Genomic DNA, 20,076 nt, shown 5'->3' on the forward strand with positions numbered 1-20,076 from the left:
CCCGTGTCAAAATTACCTAGTCGAGATTTTTAATGCCGATGCCCAAGGGAATCTCCGCTCCATCTATTAAGTGCGTGTGGGCAAAACGCGCGGCGATAAAAAGCCTGGCCGGTTTTTTCTCTACCGCAGGTGATAGGTCAAGCGCAGTGAGTTTTTTATATATCACATCCACTCCAGCCGCCTGAAGCACGTCCGAGACGACTGCCAGTACTTGAGCACTCCCCATCTCTGCTGCATGAAGTCCCGCAGTAACCGCAGCCGACAGGGCTAGAGCTTGGTCTCGCTCACGAGCCAGGAGCGCATCATTTCGACCGCTTATAGCAAGCCCCTGCGCATTGCGTACCGTGGGTATTCGGTGAATTTTTACGGGAGAATGGAACACTCGGATCGCTTCGGCGAGGTGAGCTAAGAGTTCATAGTTCTTTTCCCCCACGATGAGATCTGTCGGCGCCACGGCACCAAGCAGGGCCAGGATTTCCAGCAGATCGGTTGCAAGTAGCTGCGGAGACTGCATCTTATGGTCGGGGATGTTAAGGCCGAGCGTGGGCGGGCGTGACCATAGTTGCTCTTTGCTATACGGAATATAGAGATCAATATGCTCGGCTTCCACAACCGCACGGTCGATCGGGTGAAGGCTCACTACCACGACTACAGCACCAGGGATGCGGCGTGCTGCCCGCATGAGTGCGATATGCCCGGCGTGCAGTGGGCTCCGCAGGAAAACTGCCACCACAGGTTTACCTTGCGTTTTAAATACTTTGGAGAAGGCGGCTGCTTGGCTAAGCACAATCTCATGAGCGGTGCGGGGTTGAAATCTCTGTGGTGTCACGCCCGGTTATCCTTCCGTTGATAGTGCTTCCACTGCCTGCCGATACAACTGTTGGTTGTGGGGGAAATGTCGAGCCAGAAAGTGCAGAAGACTATTCTCTTCGCCCGGTCCTTCTTGCAGGGTTACGCAGCGTTTAACTAAAGGCCATTGCTGAAAAGCAAGGGCCTCAGGCGCTGGATCGAGGGCTGATATGAGTGCTCGGTGAGCAATGAGCGCTCGAGTTTTCTCCCATTCTGCAGGTTTGATGAAGGTGTAATTTTGGTTGAGTTCAGTAAAGAGGAGCTCCGCAATGGTAATCCCCACCTGACTCGTCGATGACAGAGCGAAGCCTCGAGCAAGAGGGAGTACTCCTAGTGAAATACCGGGGAATTGCCGGTAATCACTGGTATAGCTGTGGCTGAAAACAATAGTCCGATCAGAAAAGATACCTGGATAGCGCTTGGAAATATGTGCTACCTCGTGATCAGGGCAGCCCACAAGATGTAGTTCTGCGAGCCGTGGATCGCTCGTTCTGGTGTGCTGGTGGTTCTCCAGAATGTCGCGCAAGGGCGATGTTCCCCACAGGTAGAAGCTAAGTCGAGGGCTCCTATTCACGTTCGCGTGCCTTTTTGAGTAATTCCTCGACACTGATACCACCGTCGATGGCTTCTCTGCGGCGCCGGCCACCTGAATGGTGTGGCGCGATTTCGGGAGAGCGTTCCGTATTCGGGGTGGACTCTGGTTTCCGGCGGCGTCCGCCTGTTCGACCGGACGTGCTCGCCGGGTGATCCACCTGGGCTCGCATATGCCGTGCGTAGTCAATCGGTGCCTCGGTGTCCTCCCGGATCAGCCACGGATAATCGGTGGGCCGAGATTCAGGCGCACTCGCTCCATGCTTATTGGTTGGCTGCGTTAAAGTCTCGTGGCTGAAAGTAATGGCAACTTCATCAGCTTCACTGGAACTCTCTTTGATCGGTGGTGTGGATCGAAATGACCTCGTGATCGGTTCCGCTGGGGCGCTCGCTGCTGATTCTTCGTGGTTCTCTTGATCGCGAACGGGCTCAGGGCTCTGGACTGTCTCAGGTTCTTTATGAGGTTGCTCATCGAAGGGCTGGACTGCCTCGAATTCCTCAGTATGATCCCACGGAGTTCGAGAAAATGAGGTGGGATCGAAGCTGGGGCGGTATGAGGGTTCATAGTGGGGATCCTCATGCTTAGATTCCAGTTTTTCAGCTGCTTCTTCTATTTCTTTAACTCGAACTGCCTCAGCTTGTAGCACATTGGTATTTGTGGAATAGATAGCGCCACTTAATTGCTCCAGTTGGCTCATAACGGCCTGCAGCTGAGAATTAATTTCACCCAAGGCGCTTTCCGCTTGGATATCCACTCGCTCGTTGATACGGCGTTCAAATTCCGCTTCGGAGCGTCGCTTCTCCGCTAGATAGCGTTTTTCATTGGCGAGCAGTTGCGCTCGATATAACCTCGTCTGACTGCCCATATCGCGTTGGTAGCGAAAGACGAGGAAGGCTCCGATGAGGGCGGCCCATAAAGCCAAGACCATGGCGACTTTGAGTGAGCTAATACTGGAGGTAACCAGCATGATGACGCTCGCAATCACCGCAAGTGATACCAAGATGACTAGCAAAACGGGGCTCAGATCCCGATTTTTATCCACTGGCCTGAGGGTATCTTTGTCTTCGGCTTTCATATATACGAACTTACCTCATATTTATCGATCTCGAATGTGCCCCTCAGGTTCTAGCGAGGCTGGAATACTCCTAGGCAGGCTCCCCTTCGGCTGGCGGCGGAGCCTGCAATCCGCGTTCCAACCACAACGCGGCGAGCATGACACCACAACTGGTCACGACGCACGCGATGACGCGTGGACCATCATAGCTAGCAGCAACAAGAAGGTCCCACCGGGGAAGAATATAGGCAGCAAATCCTGCGTAAACCCCAAAGAAGAGTGCTCCCGCCCACGCGCAAGATTGTGCGAGCACGAGGAAACTCGCCGCGCGAGTGGGGTCTAATTGGCTGCGGTCGAATCCAATTTGATTCTGCCCGATACGCCGGCGTGAGATGAGTCCAAGTCCGAGCAGTAGACACGCTAACGCGCCCAGGGTAATAGCAACCGAACTAGGGATGGGAGGGAAATAGGTATAAAAGCGCGAAACCACAATATAGCTCGCACTAGCACTAAAACCTGCGAGCGCGATGAGATTGATCAGCGCAGTAGGTTTCATATATTAACTCTTCCGTTTTCTAGGAATGTATAGGCGATGAGGAGAGGCTCGTGCTGTGACCATCGATAGCCTCCACTGCTTCGATATCGCGGGCATCGAGACGTGATAGGAGCACCGCCAATGGAATCCCCTTTAGCTTGGCTTGCGGATCGGCCTCTAACCAAGGGACGAGGACAAAAGCGCGATCGTGGGCCCAAGGGTGGGGCAAAATGAGTTCGGGATCATCTTGCACAAGCTCAACACCGTTACTGAAAACCTGCACTATATCCACATCGAGAGTGCGCGGCCCCCAGCGTTTGGTGCGGACTCGCGCGGCATTATTTTCAAGCTGTTGAGCCCTGCGGAGGAGTTCCCGGGGGCTCGACTCCACTTCTACAATAATGACGGCGTTGAGGAATTCTTCCTGATCGATCACTCCCCATGGTGGGGTGGAATAAATCTGTGAAGATGCTATTGTTTCCGCCGCAAAATCCTCGATCACTGAGTGGATAAGATGATAGCGGTCGTCCATATTGGATCCGATAGAGAGTACGGCGCGAATCATCAGCGGCGACTCCGGCGAATGACAACAGCAATATCATCGAAGATATAGGCTACCGGGGCGCTGGGCTTGTGCACCGTGATCTCCACCGCGAACAACTGGGGATATGTGGCCATAAAATCATCGGCAAGAAACCCACCCACCTTTTCAATCAGGTTAAATCTCTTCGAGGTGATGACCTCATGGGCGCGCTGTGCTAACTCAGCGTAATTGATGGTATCGGCCACATCATCGCTTTTCGACGCCGCTTTAAGGTCCAACCAACACACGATATCGATGCTGAATTCCTGCCCAATGTCACGCTCGTGGGCTAAGACTCCATGATAACCATGGGCCTTCATACCCTTAATCTCAATACGATCAGCCATATACTATTGTGCTCCTGTCCATTGGGCAGCCACTTTTATGGCCGCTACCGTAGGGGCGATTGCATGAACTCGGAAACCCCAGGCACCTTGCGCTGCGGCAAGTGCTGATACCGCTGCCGTTGCTTGATCCAGATCGGTACCCAAAGCGGCGAGGAAACGCTTGCGGGAGGCGCCGATGAGAACCGGATAGCCCAGAGCTTGAAGCTCTCCGATATGGTGCAGCAAACTCCAATTATTCTCCGGTGTTTTGGCAAAGCCTAGGCCTGGATCAATGCAAATATTGTCCGCTCGAATACCTGCGGCCTGTGCTGCACGTACGCGCTCTCTCAGGGCGGAACTAACCTCAAGGGCGATATCCGAGCTATCACTATGGGCGGTGCCAGCGGCATCTCCAAAGCGCTCCGTTTTCCAGTGCATCAAACAGATGGGAACCCCTGCCTCGGCCACGATCTCAAACATATGAGAATCGGCGAGGCCTGCAGAGACGTCGTTGATCATATGTGCACCTGAAGCGATAGCTGCCTGGGCTATATCTGCGCGCATAGTATCAACCGAGATGGTAAAGTCACGGCGCGCTAATTCTTCGACGACAGGAATGACACGGTGATATTCTTCATCGGCAGACACTCTCGTAGCACCTGGTCTGGTGGACTCGCCTCCGATATCGACGATATCAGCACCGTGAGCACGCATATTTTCCGCGTGGGCAAGCGCGGACTCTATATCGAGGTAGTGACCGCCGTCGGAGAAACTATCCCGGGTGATATTGAGAATGCCCATCACTGCTGTAGGGAATTGCTGGAAAATATTAGCCATGGATAAGACTCAGCACCTCAGCTCGTGAAGCCGCGTTCTTCTTAAATCCACCCCGCACAGCCGATGTGGTAGTAGATGCACCCGGTTTTCTAATTCCTCGCATGGACATACAGAGATGCTCACATTCTAAGACCACAATGACCGATTGGGCTCCGAGTTTGTCCACCAGGGCATCGGCTACCTGGCTGGTGAGACGTTCTTGAACTTGCGGGCGCTTGGCGTAAAGATCCACTAATCGGGCCAGCTTCGATAGGCCAGTCACTTTGCCTGACTCCCCTGGAATATACCCTATATGGGCCCGTCCAAAGAAGGGAACGAGGTGATGTTCACAGGTGGAGTAGATAGGGATATCTTTGACTAAGACAATTTCCCGATGGTCCTCGCTGAAGGATTTTTCTAAAACTACTGTGGGATCCTCATACAGCCCCTGAAAAATCTCCTCATAGGCGCGCGCCACTCGTGCAGGTGTTTCTTTAAGTCCTTCGCGATCAGGGTCTTCCCCGACCGCAATAAGTAATTCTCTCACCGCCTTCTCCGCGCGTATACGGTCGAATGAACTCATGGGAGTGGTTCACCTTCATCACGGGTGGTATCCGGCTCTTTATAATGTCGTCCCGAGGTGCTTGGTTGCGCAATTTCAGTGGCCCGAGAAACCGGGTATTCCTCGTCTGGAGTTTCATCGTGGGCCTCATTATCGTCCCATGAATTCTCGGGGCGTTCTCGTTCCGGCAACCTAAAACCAATCTCTACTTCGGTCTTCTTTGCCTCTTCTAGGCCGTAATGATCCAAACCAGGGTGGCGTCCAATCTCGTTGTCGTCCGCTGTCAGTTGACCGCTTACCGATTCACCATTTTGGGCAGGCTGGTTCTCTCGATCCGGTGCAGCGGCTGCAGCATAAGGATTATGGGCAATATCGCCTGGGATGACCCAATCAGCTGGTGGAGGCGTCCCCCCATAACGTCGTGGCAGATGATTCTCATCCTGAGCTAGGTTGTTATCGCTATGGGGTGCTTTATCCCAGGGACGCACGGGGACGGAATTTCTCTCCGGGTTAAAACCTTCGGCTTTTCTCTTTGCGGCGCGCTCGGCCCGAGCCTTTTTTGAGGCATCCACGATACGGAAGGGTTTCGGAGGTTCTTCCCCGCGCTCGAGAGCTATCTCGGTGGGTGTTTTAACGGGTTCACGGCCTAGCTGACGGGGGAAGCGATCGTCTTCACCGGGGAAGACCTCCCCCACATCGCGCGGAGTGATGCCGCTGAAAAGAGCCTCAAGATCGGGGCGCCTGAGTGTTTCCTTTTCGAGCAATTTCTCCGCGAGCTTGTCCAAGTAGTCTCGGTACTCACGCAGAATTCCATAGGCTTCAGCGTGAGCCTTATCCATAAGATATTTCATCTCTTCATCGATCAGCGCTGCTGTTGCCGGTGAATATTCAAGGGATCCTTGGCCAGGGCGGCCGGAGAAGGGGTCGCCTTGTTCGTCTCCGTATTTCACTAGTCCCAGTTTCGGACTCATACCGTATTCCACCAACATCGATTTAGCGATTTTGGTAGCCATCTCTATATCAGCGGATGCACCCGTCGTGGGTTCCCCAAAAACTAATTCTTCGGCTGCACGACCGCCCATAGCAAAGACCAGACGGGCATAAAGTTCATCACGGTTGTACATGCCCTTGTCATCTTCTTGGGCTGTCATTGCATGTCCCCCGGTCTTGCCGCGGGCCAAAATTGTCACCTTATAGACGCGCTCGATATTCTTGAGCGCCCACGCGGCGAGCGTATGTCCACCCTCGTGGTAGGCAGTCACCTTCTTTTCCTTCTCGGAAATAATCTTCGAGGAGCGGCGAGGCCCCCCTATGACGCGGTCGGTCGCTTCTTCCAGCGCATCTGCAGTGATCACATTGCCGCCCACACGAGCGGTCAAAAGGGCTGCTTCGTTTAAGACATTGGCGAGATCAGCGCCTGACATTCCAGCGGTTCGACGAGCCAAGGCTTTGACATCGGCGTCATCTGCAAAAGGTTTTCCTTTGGCGTGAACGGCAAGGATCTGTTCGCGACCCTTGAGATCCGGATTAGTCACCGGAATCTGCCTATCAAAGCGGCCGGGGCGTAAAAGAGCGGGATCTAAGATATCGGGTCGGTTGGTTGCCGCCATAATAATGACACCTTCGCGGTCCCCGAAACCATCCATTTCTACGAGCAGTTGGTTGAGTGTTTGTTCTCGTTCATCGTGGCCCCCTCCCATGCCAGAACCACGCTGGCGGCCTACGGCGTCAATCTCATCGACAAAGATAATACAGGGGGAATTTTCCCGTGCTTGTTTGAACAGGTCCCGTACCCTTGAGGCACCAACACCCACGAACATCTCAACAAAATCGGAGCCTGAGATGGAGTAGAAGGGTACGCCAGCTTCGCCAGCGACAGCGCGCGCTAAGAGGGTTTTACCAGTGCCCGGTGGGCCGTAGAGCAAGACTCCGCGCGGAATCTTTGCGCCCACTTGCTCGTAGATCGAGGGGTCTTGCAGAAAATCCTTGATTTCTTGCAGTTCATCCACGGCTTCTTCGGCGCCTGCCACATCATCGAAGGTATTGGTTGGCATATCCTTAGTGAGCTCTTTGGCCTTAGAGTTGCCGATCCCAAATAAGCCCCCGCCGCCTTGCATCCGGCCCATCATCCAGATGATGAGGCCGAAGACGATCACCATCGGTAGGATATAGCCCAACATTTGCAGGAGAATGCTGTCTTGAGTGACATTGGTGGTGAATTTCTCAGCACCACTTTGATCCACCGCCTTAAAGATCTCGGGGCTGGTACGCGCAGGGTACTGCGTCAGGATCTTGGTAACGTCTTTTTTGCCCTCATATTCAATGGGCTCAACTAACTCGAGGCGTAGGCGCTGTTCGCGATCATCGATAGTGACCTCTTTGACATTCTTCTCAGTAAGCTGTGCCAATGCCACTGAGGTCTCCACTTTTTGGAAACCTTGGGTACTGGAGCCAAATAGGGTCAGAAGATACAGCATGATCAATGCCACTGCGGCGAGAGATCCAAAGCGGAGGAATTTCTTGGTGTTCATAGATGCATCGGTTGATCACTCAGCCATGAGCCAGGTGCTGTGAGCTGATGGGAAGTGGTGAAAAACCGATCCCTTTCTTGTGGTGTGCGGTCCTTAGAAAAAATTCTTGCTCGCTATCGTCTGGGAGATAGCAGATGCCCGTCTATCAATAGGTATAACGTTAAAAAGTAGCCTAATAGTTCCAGACACTTCACAGGCACCCGCGAGTACTCACAAGCACTTGAGTTAGCTGGAAGTGAGATCGCTCCCCTGAGCGAAATTCCCTTTGGGAACGTTTAACAGGCGTGGGTACCCAGTATGCCCTTTTGACAGGGAAGTTTTAGGACTGATCGCCACCGTTATCGGGGAATAGTCGAGGCTGCAAGGTGCCCACATAGGGTAGATCTCGATAGCGCTCAGCAAAATCGAGGCCGTATCCGATAACAAACTCATTGGGTATATCGAAGCCAACGTCGAAAAGCGAAATATCGACCTTCACAGCTTCGGGCTTGCGCAGCAGGGTGACTACTTCGAGGGATTTAGGCTTGCGATTATTCAGATTGCGCAGCAGCCATTTAAGGGTCAGCCCGGAGTCAATGATGTCCTCGACGATCACTACATCGCGGCCTTCTATATTGCGGTCTAGATCTTTTAAGATGCGCACCACTCCGGAGGATGTGGTGGAATTTCCATAAGAGGACACCGCCATAAATTCACACTGAGCGGGAATTGAGAGCGCCCGAGCGAAGTCGGTAAGGAAAAAAACGGCACCTTTGAGCACGCAAATCAGGACGATATCTTGGTCACTATCTCGGTAGTGCTCTGAGACTTTATCGGCCATCTCTTGGATTCGAGTTTTCAGCTGTTCTTCGCTGATTAACACCGCTTCGACATCGGCACCATAGCGGTGAGCTGGGACGTTAAAGTCCTTGATCAGTTGCATAGACACTTTCCTACATTCTGCAAATAAAAGGCGATACTACCTTTACAAAGTGTGCCACGTTTAGCGTGAGTATTCCATTCTTTTATACGTGCTCGATAATCAGATCAGCGCCGCGCCGGCGAATCTGGATTGCACCGCACGCAACCGCCCCTTGACCATGCCAGCGCATGATGAGGGCGTTTATAGCCTCCACAGTTGTGGCATTGACGGTGCCTCCATATTCATAAACCAAGCCCCGAATGCTAGCGAGGCGCACTGGGGTAGCCAAATTTTGCAGCGTGGAAATATCTGTGGTCACAACCGCCTGCTGACGAATAAACTCGTGGTTCACAGCCACGTGGTGTGCAGCGTGAGCGAGATTGTCAATCACTCGATCGCCTGCAAGATCTTTAAATAGCGGCAGCAGCTGATAGCGCAACCGGGTACGTAATAATGTTGAGTCGTGGTTCATCGGGTCTTCCCAATACTCCAACCCCAGTTCGCGACAGGCCCCTTCGGTTTCTTCTCGACGCAGACTTAAGAAGGGCCGGCGTACCTCTCCGTCAGGGAGCATTCCGGAGGCATGTCCACGAATCAGTGCCATCAGCAGAGTTTCGGCTTGGTCGTTGGCGGTGTGGGCCACCCAAATTTCGGTGCCGTATTCTCTTAGAGCCTGATAACGCGCGGCTCGGGCTTGGGCTTCAATATTTCCGGGTGCAACAACGACACGGCGCACCTCCGCGGGGATGCCCAGGGCTTCAGCTTGGGTGGCGGCGCGGGCAGCTTGAGTATCGGAATTGAGCTGCAGACCGTGATCGATGCAGATGGCTCTTGCTGCTACTCCCTCCGCTGCCGCCGCAGCTACTAGTGCCAGACTATCTGCACCACCCGATAATCCGATGACGGGCTTGAGATCTTTAAAGGGTCGCACCGCTTTGCGGCAGAGCAGAAAATGGGGACTCTTATCAGGCCAAAAGGGCGTAGACACAATCTGGGCTATCCTTGCGCCCGCAGATCGCTCAACAGCTCATCCATGGCGAGGCGTCCTTCTAATACGTCGATATCATTGCCAATAATGGCGAAAGAGTACACGGTATTTGATGCACCCTGAACGATCCCCGCCAGGGAGGCAACGTGATCGAGCGTACCTGTTTTAGCACGTACCCATCCCCGCCCGGCTAAATTCTCATAGCGCGTCGCGAGGGTGCCGGTCCCACCGGCGACGGGGAGGGTAGATAGTAGGGGCCGTAATTGTTCCAAATCCGTGGCGGCACGGAAGACGATATCCTCAAGCAGCGCACTCGGAATGCGGTTATCCACCGATAGCCCCGAATTGTCTACGAGCCTTATACCGTCCAGATTGAAATAAGGCGCGAGGACCTCTTGGGTCTTTTCCACTGGCCTTACAGGATCGATTTCTCGGGCAATGGCTTCAGCCATGACATTATCCGAATCCTCCATCATTCTCTCGAGACGTTGCTCTAGGGGCGCGGACTCGTGGCGGAAAATCTCCGGCAGAGTGTCGACGTTTGTTAGCGTGGTTAGGCCAAAGGTGTCCACCCCTACCCGGGCGGCCACTTCTTGGGCTACGTCGAGCGCAGGAGTGTGACTCCTCGGTACGTAGCCACTTTCTGCCCCTAATCGCCCTTCATTGATCATGACCGATTGGATGGGGGCTACAAATCCGCCATCAATATCCCTTGGATCCCAGCCTGGCATGAATTCTGGTGCTCTAAAGGCGGAATTATCCACCAAGATGGCCCGCACCTCAGGCAACTGTGAGGTAATCGCTTGGGCCATCTCATCCAAGTCTGCAGCCCTTAAACTAACATCACCCGCTCCTTTGATGACCGCGGTATGTTGGTCTTGGGCTACTACGGAGGTGCTGATTGTTTTCTCCGGTCCGAGTGCGATAAGAGCTGCCGCCGCGGTGAGCATCTTCGCGGTGGACGCAGGTTTGAGAGCCAAAGCAGCGTTTTTATCCACAACTACATCACCTGTTGCTGTATTACGCACCTTGAAACTGGCTGTACCCAAGCGAGGATCGTTGAGGAATCTATCGACAAGGCGCAGCTTCGCTGGGTCGTATGTGGAGTCACTTAGGGCTGAGATGGGGATAACTTTAGGGTTTTCTAAAGGATTGGCGTGCGTGGGGGCGTCATAGTAAAGCTTATTGCGCTCGTTGACGATGACTGCCGTACCAGCGGTTGCTCCCACTACCACGGTTGCTGTTATTGTTGCGATCCACCATTGTGCTTTTTTCATTTGTTCTCAAATATAGTCCACTGGCTGTGACATCGGGTAGATTTGTTGTGCTCACTGAACCGTCGCCTGCCACCCTGATGCTCAGGCGTGGGGTAGAATATCGGTCGTTGTCATATTCGTTGAGACTAAGGTCTTTACATAAGGAGTGGAGAACTCTATGAGCGTGGAAGTAACCATCGAGATTCCTAAGGGATCGCGTAATAAATACGAAGTCGACCACGAGACCGGCAAGGTCTACCTCGACCGCTACCTATTTACCCCTATGGCCTACCCACTAGATTATGGCTTTATTGACCACACGCTGGGCGAGGACGGCGATCCTCTTGACGCCCTAGTAATCCTCCCTGAGCCGGTATTCCCTGGCGTTATCGTTACTGCCCGCCCCGTAGGCGTATTTAAGATGACCGACGAAGCTGGTGGCGACGACAAGTTGCTGTGCGTAATCGATGATCCCCGCTGGGCCCACATTCAAGATATTGACGATGTGAGCACCTCGCTGAAGGATGAGATCGAGCACTTCTTTGTGCACTATAAGGATCTGGAGCCTAATAAAGACGTCACTGGTTCTGGTTGGGGCAATAAAGCTGAGGCCGAGAAAATCCATCACGAAGCTATCGAGCGCTTCAAATAATCTCACCTCATAAGGCTTGCACTAAGGGGCCTTATCTCTTCGACTCCGAAGGGATAGGGCCCCTCGTGCTTGGTAAAGGAGGTAGCATCAAATTATGCGTGAAATTACCGTGAGGGAAGTCCCTCAGAACTGCCAGCTTATCGACGTCCGCGAGGCCGATGAATTTGCGGAAGTCCGCGCCCGAGGCGCGGTGAATATTCCTATGTCTGCGATTAAGGAGCGATGTGAGGAGATCGATAAAACAAGTGAGGTTTATGTGATCTGCAAGGCCGGCGGACGGTCCGCTCGGGTGGGTGCATTCTTAGAAGCACAAGGATTCGATGTTATCAATATCGCTGGTGGCACAGACGCATGGCTTGCCGCCGGACTGGATATCGCATCTTAATCTTCGCTACAGTTACCTACTAGGACCTGAGCCCCGCGTGGCTCAGGTTTTTTGTTGGAAAAACAGACATTCGGACATATATCGGGCATATCAACGCCCAAGTCTCAACGCTGTTATGAAAATCACACTGGCCTATCCTTTGACTATTATCACACTAATCAAGTAGTCAGTAACCCATATTTCTTCATACTATTAGATACCAACAGGTGTTTTAGCTGAAAAATTATGCAAGGGTGGAATTTATTCCGTTCTTGTGCCCTAGCCGCACACGCTCAATGGCACCCCTTCCGATTAGTTTTGTTTTGCCCTTGCTTTCCCTCCACAGAAGGTGCACTATAGGTCTTAACGGCAGCAGAAAGGCTGCGGCCGGGAAAACAAAAACTACTCTTAATACTCGAAGGAATGAGTTAAAAAATCATGAGCAACGGCAACGGATTCCTCGCAAACTTGATATCCGGCCTTCCATTTGTATCCTCGCACTCTGATGACGAGGGTTCGGCTCCAAGCATTCACAATACGATGGCCACCTCTGCTGCCACCATGCAGCATATGTTCTAATTTAAAAAGTTAAGCCCCAGATAAAACATAGTTTTATCTGGGGCTTTTTTCGTCCACTGACCGGTCAATAGTATCCACATATAGTATTAGGCTAAAAAATAGCAACACTCCCAGCATGCTCACAGTATGATAGGTGTCATGCCCACATTCGAAATCCCCACCGCGCTGCTCGAGTCACCCTCGTTCCAGCTGGAACGACTGCGTCGACGCACTCGCGATATCATCGAAGCCGGCCTCGTGGACAAAGAAGTAAGCCTACGCGAGTTTTGGGTCCTTTCGTGTTTGATGAACACCAATGCCACCAGTCAGACCGCGCTGTGTGAGTTACTAGCAGTAGATGCTTCCGATATGGTTCGTCTCATCGATGCCCTGGAAAAGAAGAAGTGGGTCAAAAGAGAACGAGACGCAAAGGATCGCCGCCGCCAAATTGTTAGGGCGACGAAAAAAGGTCGTAAAGCCCAAGAAGAATTGGCCACCATTGTTAGTCAGGCCGAACACACCGCTTTGTATGAGTCCACACATAAGCAGTTAAAGCACTTGCGGCGCCTGGCCCACGCCATCATTGATGCTGAGCTCAGCGACGCACAGAGCACTCTGGATGAGAACAGTCTTCATTAGTCGCCAATGCGATCTCGCCCCCGCATAACGATCAGGGGGTCTGGTTCACCAACCACGTCATAATCCTTGTTGGTATATTCAAATTTGCTCAAGATATAACGCATGGCGTTTAAGCGAGCCCGCTTCTTGTCATTCGAGCGAATAGTAATCCATGGGGACTCATCGGTGTCGGTATACCTAAACTGCTCTTCCTTCGCTTGGGTATAGTCGTCCCAGCGATCTAAGGAAGCGAGATCCATAGGCGAGAGCTTCCATTGACGCACGGGGTCAACTTGGCGAATAGCGAAGCGCGTGCGCTGCTCTTTTTGTGATACGGAGAACCAAAACTTCGTTAGTGATATGCCAGAGCCGAGAATCATATTTTCCAGCATTGGAACTTCGCGCAGAAATTCTGCGTGCTGCGACTCGGTACAAAACCCCATGACGCGTTCTACTCCCGAGCGGTTGTACCACGAACGGTCAAAAAAGACGATCTCGCCGGCACTAGGAAAGTGCTCAATATACCGTTGGAAATACCAGGAGGTCGATTCCCTCGGGGATGGCTTCTCTAGGGCCACCGTGCGTGCACCACGGGGATTGAGATGCTCGTTAAAGCGCTTAATGGTTCCACCCTTGCCGGCGGCATCCCGCCCCTCAAAAAGAATGATATGGCGCTGACCCGTATCCTTGGTCCAGTTCTGCCATTTGAGGAGCTCAATCTGTAATTGGCGCTTTTCATGTTCGTATTCTTCGCGGGTAAGACGCTCGGAATAGGGATAACCTTGACGCCACGTATCAACGGGTGTTCCATCCGGTGCTAGGAGGACCGGATCATCCTCATCGGTATCGTCAACGATATAACCCTCGGTGGCAGCGAGGTCGATGACGGGCAGGTCATTATCGTTATCAGCCATATACAAAGCATACCCCGCACGCTCAAATATTGCCCATGATTACTAGCCTGATAATCGATAATATACGCATAAAAGAAGTCCGCATTCTCACGAATGCGGACTTCTTTTATTTAAAGATATTAGCTGCTCTATAAGTCAGCCCATTCAGCTTACTTGAGGAAGCTGAGCAGATCGCTAACGCGACCGAGGTGCTTAGCGAGAGCCAAGAAGATGTCGATGAGGCCACCGATGAGGCCTTCGTTGGAAAGGCCGGTCCACTGCGTGATGGCCTCGGTGAAACCTTCGTATGCCTTTACTGATGCTTCGCTCTTGTTCATTTAATTCTCCTGAAATTTTGAGAGGTGAAAGATTTATTTATGAGGCAGGATGCCTAGCTACTATTCAGCAGCAGCCTTGGTAGGAACCTCGAAGTAGCCCTTGGTCTCACCAGCGAGGCTCTCGATGTTGTAGAAGAAAGAACCGAGGCTCTTGAGGAAGCCTGGGAAATCCTTGAAGAGGTTACCGAGGGCTTCGACGAACTTCTTGAAGTTGTTGAACTGATCGACGATCATAGAAACATCCATGAAAATCTCCTTGTGTTGAAACTGACCGTGAGTCAGTTTGTGAAGCGGATATGTCGTACACCCCTGATGAAGCGGTGTCTCTGAAACTATTGTGCCACAGGATGAGCAATCTACAAATCAAGTTGGTCATAAAGTTTATCCAGCCTGCAAAGATCTCGGTAGGTTCACCTACGTCTCACCGATTAGGCTAAAACTTTATCGACCCGAACATATTGGGTCTCAACTGGGTTTATAAGGTTTACTCACGCAATGATTATAAAGATTTACTCCCCCAACCGTAACGCAGAAGATGCTGGCCACGATAACGCTCCACACTGTGGCTCACCGCGAAAAATTAGTATGAATATTATTCTCCAATACCCCTTAGCGGGGGTGCAATATCCCAGCTAGACGTTCCACACTAGCTCCATCACGTCGCCGAGAATATGAGCAGATTGCTGGGACAATAGGGGGAAATTGCCGGCGTCTAGCACCTGCCTTACCCTTAACTGCAAGAGATGCGAAATCTAAGAGCACTACACGAGTGCATTCCTTGGGGTTTGACAGCACAAAAAGACGCCGTAGAGTCAACCCCTACGGCGTCAAAAGAGCTTTCTAGAACTTAGAAGCCCATGCCACCCATCTCATCGGCACCTGGCATTGCAGGCGCACCAGCAGGCTCAGGCTTATCCGCCACCACAGCCTCAGTGGTGAGGAAGAGTGCTGCGATAGAAGCAGCATTCTGCAGTGCGGAACGGGTTACCTTTACCGGATCGTTAATACCGGCTTCCATGAGGTCAACGTATTCACCGGTAGCAGCGTTCAGACCCTGACCGGAAGGTAGACCAGCAACCTTATCAGCCACCACACCTGGCTCTAAGCCGGCATTGTGGGCGATTTGCTTGAGCGGAGAAGAAAGCGCCTCACGCACAATCTTCACACCTGTAGCTTCATCGCCCTCGAGGCCCATATCAGCATCGAGAACATGCGCTGCCTGCAGCAAGGCTACGCCGCCACCGGCAACGATACCTTCTTCGACGGCTGCCTTCGCATTGCGAACGGCATCCTCAATGCGGTGCTTGCGCTCCTTCAGCTCAACCTCGGTAGCAGCGCCAACCTTAATAACAGCCACGCCACCAGCGAGCTTAGCCAAACGCTCCTGCAACTTCTCACGATCATATTCGGAGTCGGAGTTCTCAATCTCAGCGCGGATTTGGTTGACCCGGCCTTCGATCTGCTCCGCAGAACCAGCGCCCTCAATAATGGTGGTCTCGTCCTTGGTAACTACCACCTTGCGTGCGCGACCCAACAGCGGCAGATCAGCGGTTTCGAGGGACAGACCCACCTCTTCAGCGATAACCTGACCACCGGTGAGAATAGCCATATCTTGCAGGTTGGCCTTCCTGCGATCGCCGAAGCCGGGGGCCTTGACGGCTACCGACTTGAAGGTACCGCGAATCTTATTGACCACGAGGGTCTGGAGAGCCTCACCCTCGACGTCCTCTGCAATGATCAGCAGTGGCTTGCTGGCGCCCATAACCTTTTCCAGCAAGGGGAGAAGATCCTTAATATTGGAGATCTTGCCAGATACCAACAAGATATATGGGTCCTCCAATACTGCTTCCAAGCGCTCCATATCAGTAGCAAAATATCCGGAGATATAGCCCTTATCAAAGCGCATACCCTCGGTTACTTCTAGGTCCACACCGAAGGTATTGGACTCTTCAACAGTGATAACCGATTCTTTGTTGAGCTTGCCGCCGCCCACTGCGTACATTGCCTTAGCGATCTGGGCACCAATTGCAGGATCAGCAGCGGAGATACCAGCGGTAGCAGCGATCTGCTCTTCGGTCTCTACTTCCTTGGCGTTCTCCAACAGTTTCTTGGTCACCGCATCGACGGCCTTCTCGATGCCGCGCTTAATACCCATGGGGTTGGATCCAGCTGCAACATTGCGCAGACCTTCGCGCACCAGGGCCTGGGCCAGCACGGTGGCAGTGGTGGTGCCGTCGCCAGCGACGTCGTCAGTCTTCTTAGCTACTTCTTTAACGAGCTCAGCGCCGATTTTCTCATAGGGATCTTCGAGCTCGATCTCACGAGCAATGGAGACACCATCGTTGGTGATGGTAGGGGCACCCCAGCTCTTCTCGAGCACGACATTGCGGCCCTTGGGCCCCAAGGTAACCTTGACAGCATCAGCGAGGGTATTGAGACCCTTTTCAAGGCCGCGACGGGCTTCTTCATTGAAGGCAATAATCTTTGCCATAGTGCTTGTTCTCCTTAGAAACGCTTACGTTTTTCGAACCTTTATCTAGCACTCGTGGTAGCTAAGTGCTAATTACGTTCTAGCAGTCAAACTACCACGAGTGCAAGAAAATTCGCTCGCAGCGAAGTCCAAGTTAAGTCCAATCGACTCATATCTATACTCCTACACGGATAAGCGCCGGATGGAAGGTACGTACCTTTCATCCGGCGAGTGACTAGAATGACCCCCATGATAGAAAAATCCACCATTGCACGCGTTCGCACCTATATTGAAGGTCAACGCGAACTCATCTGGGCTGACCTCAAAGCCCTCACCTCTTTCAATTCCGTCCACGGCATCACCGATCTAGCTGCCGATCACGCCCACGCCGGCCAATGGGTGCGCGAACAATTGGAATCCCTCGGCTTGGAAGTCACCGCCTATAAAGAGGAAACGCACTCCCCCATATTTATTGGCACCAAGGAGGCGCACGATGGTGCGCCTACCGTGCTGCTCTACAGCCACTACGATATTGTCCCAGCCGGTAATCGGGAACACTGGGACTCGGATCCTTTCTCCCTCACCGACCGGGATGGCCGCTGGTATGCTCGCGGCGCCGCGGACTGCAAAGGCAATATAGCCATGCATTTGGCCGCGCTACGCGCCGTCCGGGAATTCGGTGGGACCAACGCGGGTCTGATCGTTTTGCTTGAAGGGTCAGAGGAGCAAGGTGGTGCTGAGCTTTCAGCTCTCTTAAGCGAACGCCCCGACCTCGTCACTTCCGACGTGATCCTCATTGCCGATTCAGGTAATGCCAGCGTTGGTGAACCGACATTGACTACCTCACTTCGCGGCGGTGGCCAGATCGATCTACGGGTGGATACTCTGAAAACTCCCGTCCACTCCGGCTCTTTCGGCGGTGCCGCCCCAGATGCCACCGCTGCATTGATCAGAATTATTGATTCCTTCCGCGATGAGTTTGGGCGCACCACGATTGATGGTGTGGACTGTACCGCCACATGGTCAGGCGCTAGCTATGATAAAGATACTTTCCGCTCCGATGCGGGCCTCCTTGAGGGCCTTGAGGTCATGGGCACCGAGGACGACAACCCAGCCGATATGGTGTGGGCGCGCCCTGCAATTTCAGTGACCGGATTCAGCTCCACGGAGGTAGCTGAGGCCGTTAATGCTGTACCTGCTACTGCCGCCGCGCGCCTGAATCTTCGTGTGCCCCCGGGACTCGACGCTCACGACGTGGCCGAAGCCGTAGCTGCTCATGCCCGCGCGCACGCTCCGTGGGGAGTCCACCTTGACGTGGAAATCAGTGATATCAACCAGCCGTTCTCCGCGTCGGTCGACGGGCCCGCAGTTAAGGAATTCAGCCAAGCTCTCTCTGGCGCCTACGGAGATCGGAAAGTCAGCTATATCGGCTCGGGTGGCTCCATTCCGCTATGTACGGAACTCATGGAGATTAACCCCCATGCCGAGCTCACACTCTTCGGTGTAGAAGAGCCGCTGTGCACCATCCACTCCCCCAATGAATCAGTCGATCCCAATGAAATTCGCGATATTGCGATCGCCGAAGCAAGTTTCCTCCTAAGCTACGGGAAGAATTAGGATAAAGGCCTTGAAGAGCCACTCTCTTCAAGGCCTCTTTCGTTTGCTCTTAGGAGTTCGAACTTAGCAGCGCGAGCAACTCAGCGTCATCGTTGACCTGGTGGAAAGCAATTTGGGTAGGAATCACAGCCTTGTCGCGGAATATAAACCTCGGCAGTTTTAAGAGCTGAGACGGGTAATGATAGATATATAACTCCCGGAAGCGCTCCGGGGAGCGCTCCTTCAAAAGCTGAGCTAAAAATCCGCTCAAGCCGCGGGCTACTATATGGATCTCTCCGCGCACTTCGTGTTTATCCAAGAAACGCTCGACCGCGCGGGCTTGTTCGCGTAGGGGGCCAGGGCTAATGGGAGCGATTTTGATAGGGTGCAGCTTTTGTACCAGATCAGTAAAAATATCTGGTCGCTCACGTGGATCGTGCAGGAGGAGAAACATTTAGACCGGTTTTGGTGATTGGTGCGGTTGGTGTAATTCGGCTACGACCATATCCATCGCCGCATCCCAGGAACCGGTGCGTTGGTAGAGCTTTCGTTGGCGTTGATAAGAAGCTCCCGTCGCTATGATCGTGCGGATCCCTAGCAGCTCTTGGTCACACTGTAACTCACGAGCCAGTGGTAACAGCTCCGTCACTAGGGCTTCTAATTCCTCGGTCACTGGGCGTACTGAGGCGTCTTCATCAACGATCAACTCGGCCTCTAAGCCGAAACGCGCAGCACGCCATTTATTGTCTGCCACCTGCCACGACTTCAGAGAAGGTAAGGTCTCGCCGCGCTCAATCATGCGGTCGAAGTGCACGACGAGGCAGTGCGCTAAAGCCACGGTTGCAGCCAACTCAGGGAAATTAGTAGGGGCATCGCACGCCCGAATCTCAATGGTCCCCCATTTACCCGAGGGACGGATATCAAGATGCATGGTACCGGTTAATTCAGTTACCCCAGCCCGCTCTTGGTCGTTCATAAACAGTTCCCATTCCGACCAGTTAGCAAACTGATAGGGCAGACCTGCAGTTGGTAGTTGCTGATATAACATGGTGCGATTGGACGCATAACCAGTATCGCAGCCTTCCCACCCTGGACTCGATGCAGTAAGCGCCAAAAGATGAGAGTACTTAGTCATGAGCGCGTTAATAATGGGCCACACGCGCTCCTTATCGGATATTCCCACATGTACGTGGAGACCCCAGATAAGCATCTGTTTGCCCCAGAATTGGGTGTATTCCACCATCTCGCCGTAACGGCCCTTGGTACTTACTTCCTGATCTAAATAGTGAGCGATGGGGTGTGAGCCAGCAGCCCACAATTCGAGCCCCCGCTCGGTAGCGGCTTCACGCACCGCACGCAGACCTACATCCAGATAGTTCACGGCCTCACCAACGGTTTGGCAAACGGGCGTGACAATCTCGACCGTATTTTGGAGGTATTCCAGCTCGAAACGAACGTCGGTACAGCGCTCACGAGCCTGCTCGGCGATTTCTTCAGCTATAGGCACCAGCTGGTAGGTCTGTGGATCCATGAGAGCAAGCTCCCATTCGACCCCGAGAGTGGGGTGCGCCGAGGCATTGAAACGTTGCTGCAT

The 20,076-nt window shown here is 53.0% G+C and carries 23 protein-coding genes; 5 read left to right on the forward strand and 18 right to left on the reverse strand.

Annotated features, from left to right (window positions below; all coding sequences use genetic code 11):
- Positions 1-16 precede the first annotated feature (16 nt).
- From N7326_RS06120 to dacB, 12 genes are all read right to left on the reverse strand, one after another.
- Positions 17-829: a pantoate--beta-alanine ligase gene (locus tag N7326_RS06120; protein WP_259078826.1), complete on the reverse strand. Its 813-nt coding sequence runs from the start codon at positions 827-829 to the stop codon at positions 17-19.
- 6 nt (positions 830-835) lie between these two features.
- On the reverse strand, positions 836-1,423 hold the full coding sequence (locus tag N7326_RS06125) for a hypothetical protein (RefSeq protein WP_263088318.1): 588 nt from the start codon (positions 1,421-1,423) through the stop codon (positions 836-838).
- On the reverse strand, positions 1,416-2,516 hold the full coding sequence (locus N7326_RS06130) for a DUF6779 domain-containing protein (protein WP_263088319.1): 1,101 nt from the start codon (positions 2,514-2,516) through the stop codon (positions 1,416-1,418). Before N7326_RS06130 ends, N7326_RS06125 begins: the two co-directional genes overlap by 8 nt.
- 70 nt (positions 2,517-2,586) lie before the next feature.
- Positions 2,587-3,051, reverse strand: coding sequence for a DUF3180 domain-containing protein (locus N7326_RS06135; RefSeq protein WP_259078816.1), 465 nt, complete (start codon positions 3,049-3,051; stop codon positions 2,587-2,589).
- A gap of 19 nt (positions 3,052-3,070) precedes the next feature.
- Positions 3,071-3,592: a 2-amino-4-hydroxy-6-hydroxymethyldihydropteridine diphosphokinase gene (folK, locus tag N7326_RS06140; protein WP_259079001.1), complete on the reverse strand. Its 522-nt coding sequence runs from the start codon at positions 3,590-3,592 to the stop codon at positions 3,071-3,073.
- Between the two features lie 2 nt (positions 3,593-3,594).
- Positions 3,595-3,960 carry a dihydroneopterin aldolase gene (gene folB / locus N7326_RS06145; protein ID WP_259078815.1) on the reverse strand — a complete coding sequence of 122 codons (366 nt, stop codon included), beginning with the start codon at positions 3,958-3,960 and terminating at the stop codon, positions 3,595-3,597.
- Between the two features lie 3 nt (positions 3,961-3,963).
- Entirely contained in the window at positions 3,964-4,776 is an 813-nt protein-coding gene (gene folP, locus N7326_RS06150; protein ID WP_259078812.1) for a dihydropteroate synthase, read from the reverse strand.
- Positions 4,769-5,338, reverse strand: a complete 570-nt coding sequence (folE, locus tag N7326_RS06155; protein ID WP_259078809.1) for a GTP cyclohydrolase I FolE — start codon at positions 5,336-5,338, stop codon at positions 4,769-4,771. The genes folP and folE overlap by 8 nt, the downstream gene beginning before the upstream one ends.
- Complete coding sequence (gene ftsH / locus N7326_RS06160) at positions 5,335-7,848, reverse strand: ATP-dependent zinc metalloprotease FtsH (protein WP_259078807.1); 2,514 nt, start codon at positions 7,846-7,848, stop codon at positions 5,335-5,337. The genes folE and ftsH overlap by 4 nt, the downstream gene beginning before the upstream one ends.
- Before the next feature lie 319 nt (positions 7,849-8,167).
- Positions 8,168-8,770, reverse strand: a complete 603-nt coding sequence (gene hpt / locus N7326_RS06165) for a hypoxanthine phosphoribosyltransferase (RefSeq protein ID WP_259078801.1) — start codon at positions 8,768-8,770, stop codon at positions 8,168-8,170.
- A gap of 82 nt (positions 8,771-8,852) precedes the next feature.
- Positions 8,853-9,737 carry a tRNA lysidine(34) synthetase TilS gene (gene tilS, locus N7326_RS06170; RefSeq protein ID WP_259078796.1) on the reverse strand — a complete coding sequence of 295 codons (885 nt, stop codon included), beginning with the start codon at positions 9,735-9,737 and terminating at the stop codon, positions 8,853-8,855.
- An 8-nt stretch (positions 9,738-9,745) separates the two neighbouring features.
- A complete protein-coding gene (gene dacB, locus N7326_RS06175) occupies positions 9,746-11,014 on the reverse strand; it encodes a D-alanyl-D-alanine carboxypeptidase/D-alanyl-D-alanine endopeptidase (RefSeq protein ID WP_259289492.1) in 1,269 nt (422 codons plus the stop codon).
- Between the two features lie 157 nt (positions 11,015-11,171).
- Between dacB and N7326_RS06180 the strand changes: the two genes are divergently transcribed.
- From N7326_RS06180 to N7326_RS06195, 4 genes are all read left to right on the forward strand, one after another.
- Positions 11,172-11,645, forward strand: a complete 474-nt coding sequence (locus tag N7326_RS06180) for an inorganic diphosphatase (protein WP_259078791.1) — start codon at positions 11,172-11,174, stop codon at positions 11,643-11,645.
- 94 nt (positions 11,646-11,739) lie between these two features.
- Positions 11,740-12,030, forward strand: coding sequence for a rhodanese-like domain-containing protein (locus N7326_RS06185; RefSeq protein WP_259158415.1), 291 nt, complete (start codon positions 11,740-11,742; stop codon positions 12,028-12,030).
- A 417-nt stretch (positions 12,031-12,447) separates the two neighbouring features.
- Positions 12,448-12,588 (forward strand): hypothetical protein, encoded by a 141-nt coding sequence (locus N7326_RS06190; RefSeq protein WP_259078789.1) that lies wholly within the window; start codon positions 12,448-12,450, stop codon positions 12,586-12,588.
- Positions 12,589-12,726: 138 nt separating this feature from the next.
- Complete coding sequence (locus N7326_RS06195) at positions 12,727-13,206, forward strand: MarR family winged helix-turn-helix transcriptional regulator (protein WP_259078788.1); 480 nt, start codon at positions 12,727-12,729, stop codon at positions 13,204-13,206.
- On the opposite strand, the gene ppk2 is transcribed toward N7326_RS06195, so the two are convergent.
- The 4 genes from ppk2 to groL all read right to left on the reverse strand — a co-directional run bounded on the left by ppk2 (position 13,203) and on the right by groL (position 16,907).
- Positions 13,203-14,099: a polyphosphate kinase 2 gene (gene ppk2, locus N7326_RS06200; protein ID WP_259078784.1), complete on the reverse strand. Its 897-nt coding sequence runs from the start codon at positions 14,097-14,099 to the stop codon at positions 13,203-13,205. The two genes, N7326_RS06195 and ppk2, sit on opposite strands and share 4 nt — an antisense overlap.
- Before the next feature lie 149 nt (positions 14,100-14,248).
- Entirely contained in the window at positions 14,249-14,416 is a 168-nt protein-coding gene (locus N7326_RS06205; protein ID WP_259078780.1) for a hypothetical protein, read from the reverse strand.
- A gap of 60 nt (positions 14,417-14,476) precedes the next feature.
- A complete protein-coding gene (locus tag N7326_RS06210) occupies positions 14,477-14,662 on the reverse strand; it encodes a PorH family porin (protein ID WP_259078778.1) in 186 nt (61 codons plus the stop codon).
- Between the two features lie 601 nt (positions 14,663-15,263).
- Complete coding sequence (groL, locus tag N7326_RS06215) at positions 15,264-16,907, reverse strand: chaperonin GroEL (protein WP_259078775.1); 1,644 nt, start codon at positions 16,905-16,907, stop codon at positions 15,264-15,266.
- A 219-nt stretch (positions 16,908-17,126) separates the two neighbouring features.
- Between groL and N7326_RS06220 the strand changes: the two genes are divergently transcribed.
- Entirely contained in the window at positions 17,127-18,503 is a 1,377-nt protein-coding gene (locus N7326_RS06220) for a dipeptidase (protein ID WP_259078773.1), read from the forward strand.
- A 49-nt stretch (positions 18,504-18,552) separates the two neighbouring features.
- Here the strand turns inward: N7326_RS06220 and N7326_RS06225 are convergent, their stop codons facing one another.
- Positions 18,553-18,936, reverse strand: a complete 384-nt coding sequence (locus N7326_RS06225) for a hypothetical protein (protein WP_259078772.1) — start codon at positions 18,934-18,936, stop codon at positions 18,553-18,555.
- Entirely contained in the window at positions 18,937-20,076 is a 1,140-nt protein-coding gene (locus tag N7326_RS06230; RefSeq protein WP_259078771.1) for a glutamate--cysteine ligase, read from the reverse strand.

It is taken from the genome of Corynebacterium sp. ES2794-CONJ1 (assembly GCF_025660615.1).
GTDB lineage: Bacteria > Actinomycetota > Actinomycetes > Mycobacteriales > Mycobacteriaceae > Corynebacterium.

What these genes read in the sequence shown, in the direction of transcription:
- N7326_RS06195 (WP_259078788.1), top strand. Translation starts at nt 12,727, where the DNA reads ATGCCCACATTCGAAATCCCCACCGCGCTGCTCGAGTCACCCTCGTTC.
- N7326_RS06220 (WP_259078773.1), top strand. Translation starts at nt 17,127, where the DNA reads ATGACCCCCATGATAGAAAAATCCACCATTGCACGCGTTCGCACCTAT.
- folE (WP_259078809.1), bottom strand. Translation starts at nt 5,338, where the DNA reads ATGAGTTCATTCGACCGTATACGCGCGGAGAAGGCGGTGAGAGAATTA.
- groL (WP_259078775.1), bottom strand. Translation starts at nt 16,907, where the DNA reads ATGGCAAAGATTATTGCCTTCAATGAAGAAGCCCGTCGCGGCCTTGAA.
- folB (WP_259078815.1), bottom strand. Translation starts at nt 3,960, where the DNA reads ATGGCTGATCGTATTGAGATTAAGGGTATGAAGGCCCATGGTTATCAT.
- N7326_RS06130 (WP_263088319.1), bottom strand. Translation starts at nt 2,516, where the DNA reads ATGAAAGCCGAAGACAAAGATACCCTCAGGCCAGTGGATAAAAATCGG.
- N7326_RS06185 (WP_259158415.1), top strand. Translation starts at nt 11,740, where the DNA reads ATGCGTGAAATTACCGTGAGGGAAGTCCCTCAGAACTGCCAGCTTATC.
- N7326_RS06180 (WP_259078791.1), top strand. Translation starts at nt 11,172, where the DNA reads ATGAGCGTGGAAGTAACCATCGAGATTCCTAAGGGATCGCGTAATAAA.
- N7326_RS06205 (WP_259078780.1), bottom strand. Translation starts at nt 14,416, where the DNA reads ATGAACAAGAGCGAAGCATCAGTAAAGGCATACGAAGGTTTCACCGAG.
- N7326_RS06225 (WP_259078772.1), bottom strand. Translation starts at nt 18,936, where the DNA reads ATGTTTCTCCTCCTGCACGATCCACGTGAGCGACCAGATATTTTTACT.
- N7326_RS06135 (WP_259078816.1), bottom strand. Translation starts at nt 3,051, where the DNA reads ATGAAACCTACTGCGCTGATCAATCTCATCGCGCTCGCAGGTTTTAGT.
- N7326_RS06230 (WP_259078771.1), bottom strand. Translation starts at nt 20,076, where the DNA reads ATGCAGCAACGTTTCAATGCCTCGGCGCACCCCACTCTCGGGGTCGAA.
- N7326_RS06190 (WP_259078789.1), top strand. Translation starts at nt 12,448, where the DNA reads ATGAGCAACGGCAACGGATTCCTCGCAAACTTGATATCCGGCCTTCCA.
- dacB (WP_259289492.1), bottom strand. Translation starts at nt 11,014, where the DNA reads ATGAAAAAAGCACAATGGTGGATCGCAACAATAACAGCAACCGTGGTA.
- folP (WP_259078812.1), bottom strand. Translation starts at nt 4,776, where the DNA reads ATGGCTAATATTTTCCAGCAATTCCCTACAGCAGTGATGGGCATTCTC.
- N7326_RS06210 (WP_259078778.1), bottom strand. Translation starts at nt 14,662, where the DNA reads ATGGATGTTTCTATGATCGTCGATCAGTTCAACAACTTCAAGAAGTTC.
- ppk2 (WP_259078784.1), bottom strand. Translation starts at nt 14,099, where the DNA reads ATGGCTGATAACGATAATGACCTGCCCGTCATCGACCTCGCTGCCACC.
- ftsH (WP_259078807.1), bottom strand. Translation starts at nt 7,848, where the DNA reads ATGAACACCAAGAAATTCCTCCGCTTTGGATCTCTCGCCGCAGTGGCA.
- hpt (WP_259078801.1), bottom strand. Translation starts at nt 8,770, where the DNA reads ATGCAACTGATCAAGGACTTTAACGTCCCAGCTCACCGCTATGGTGCC.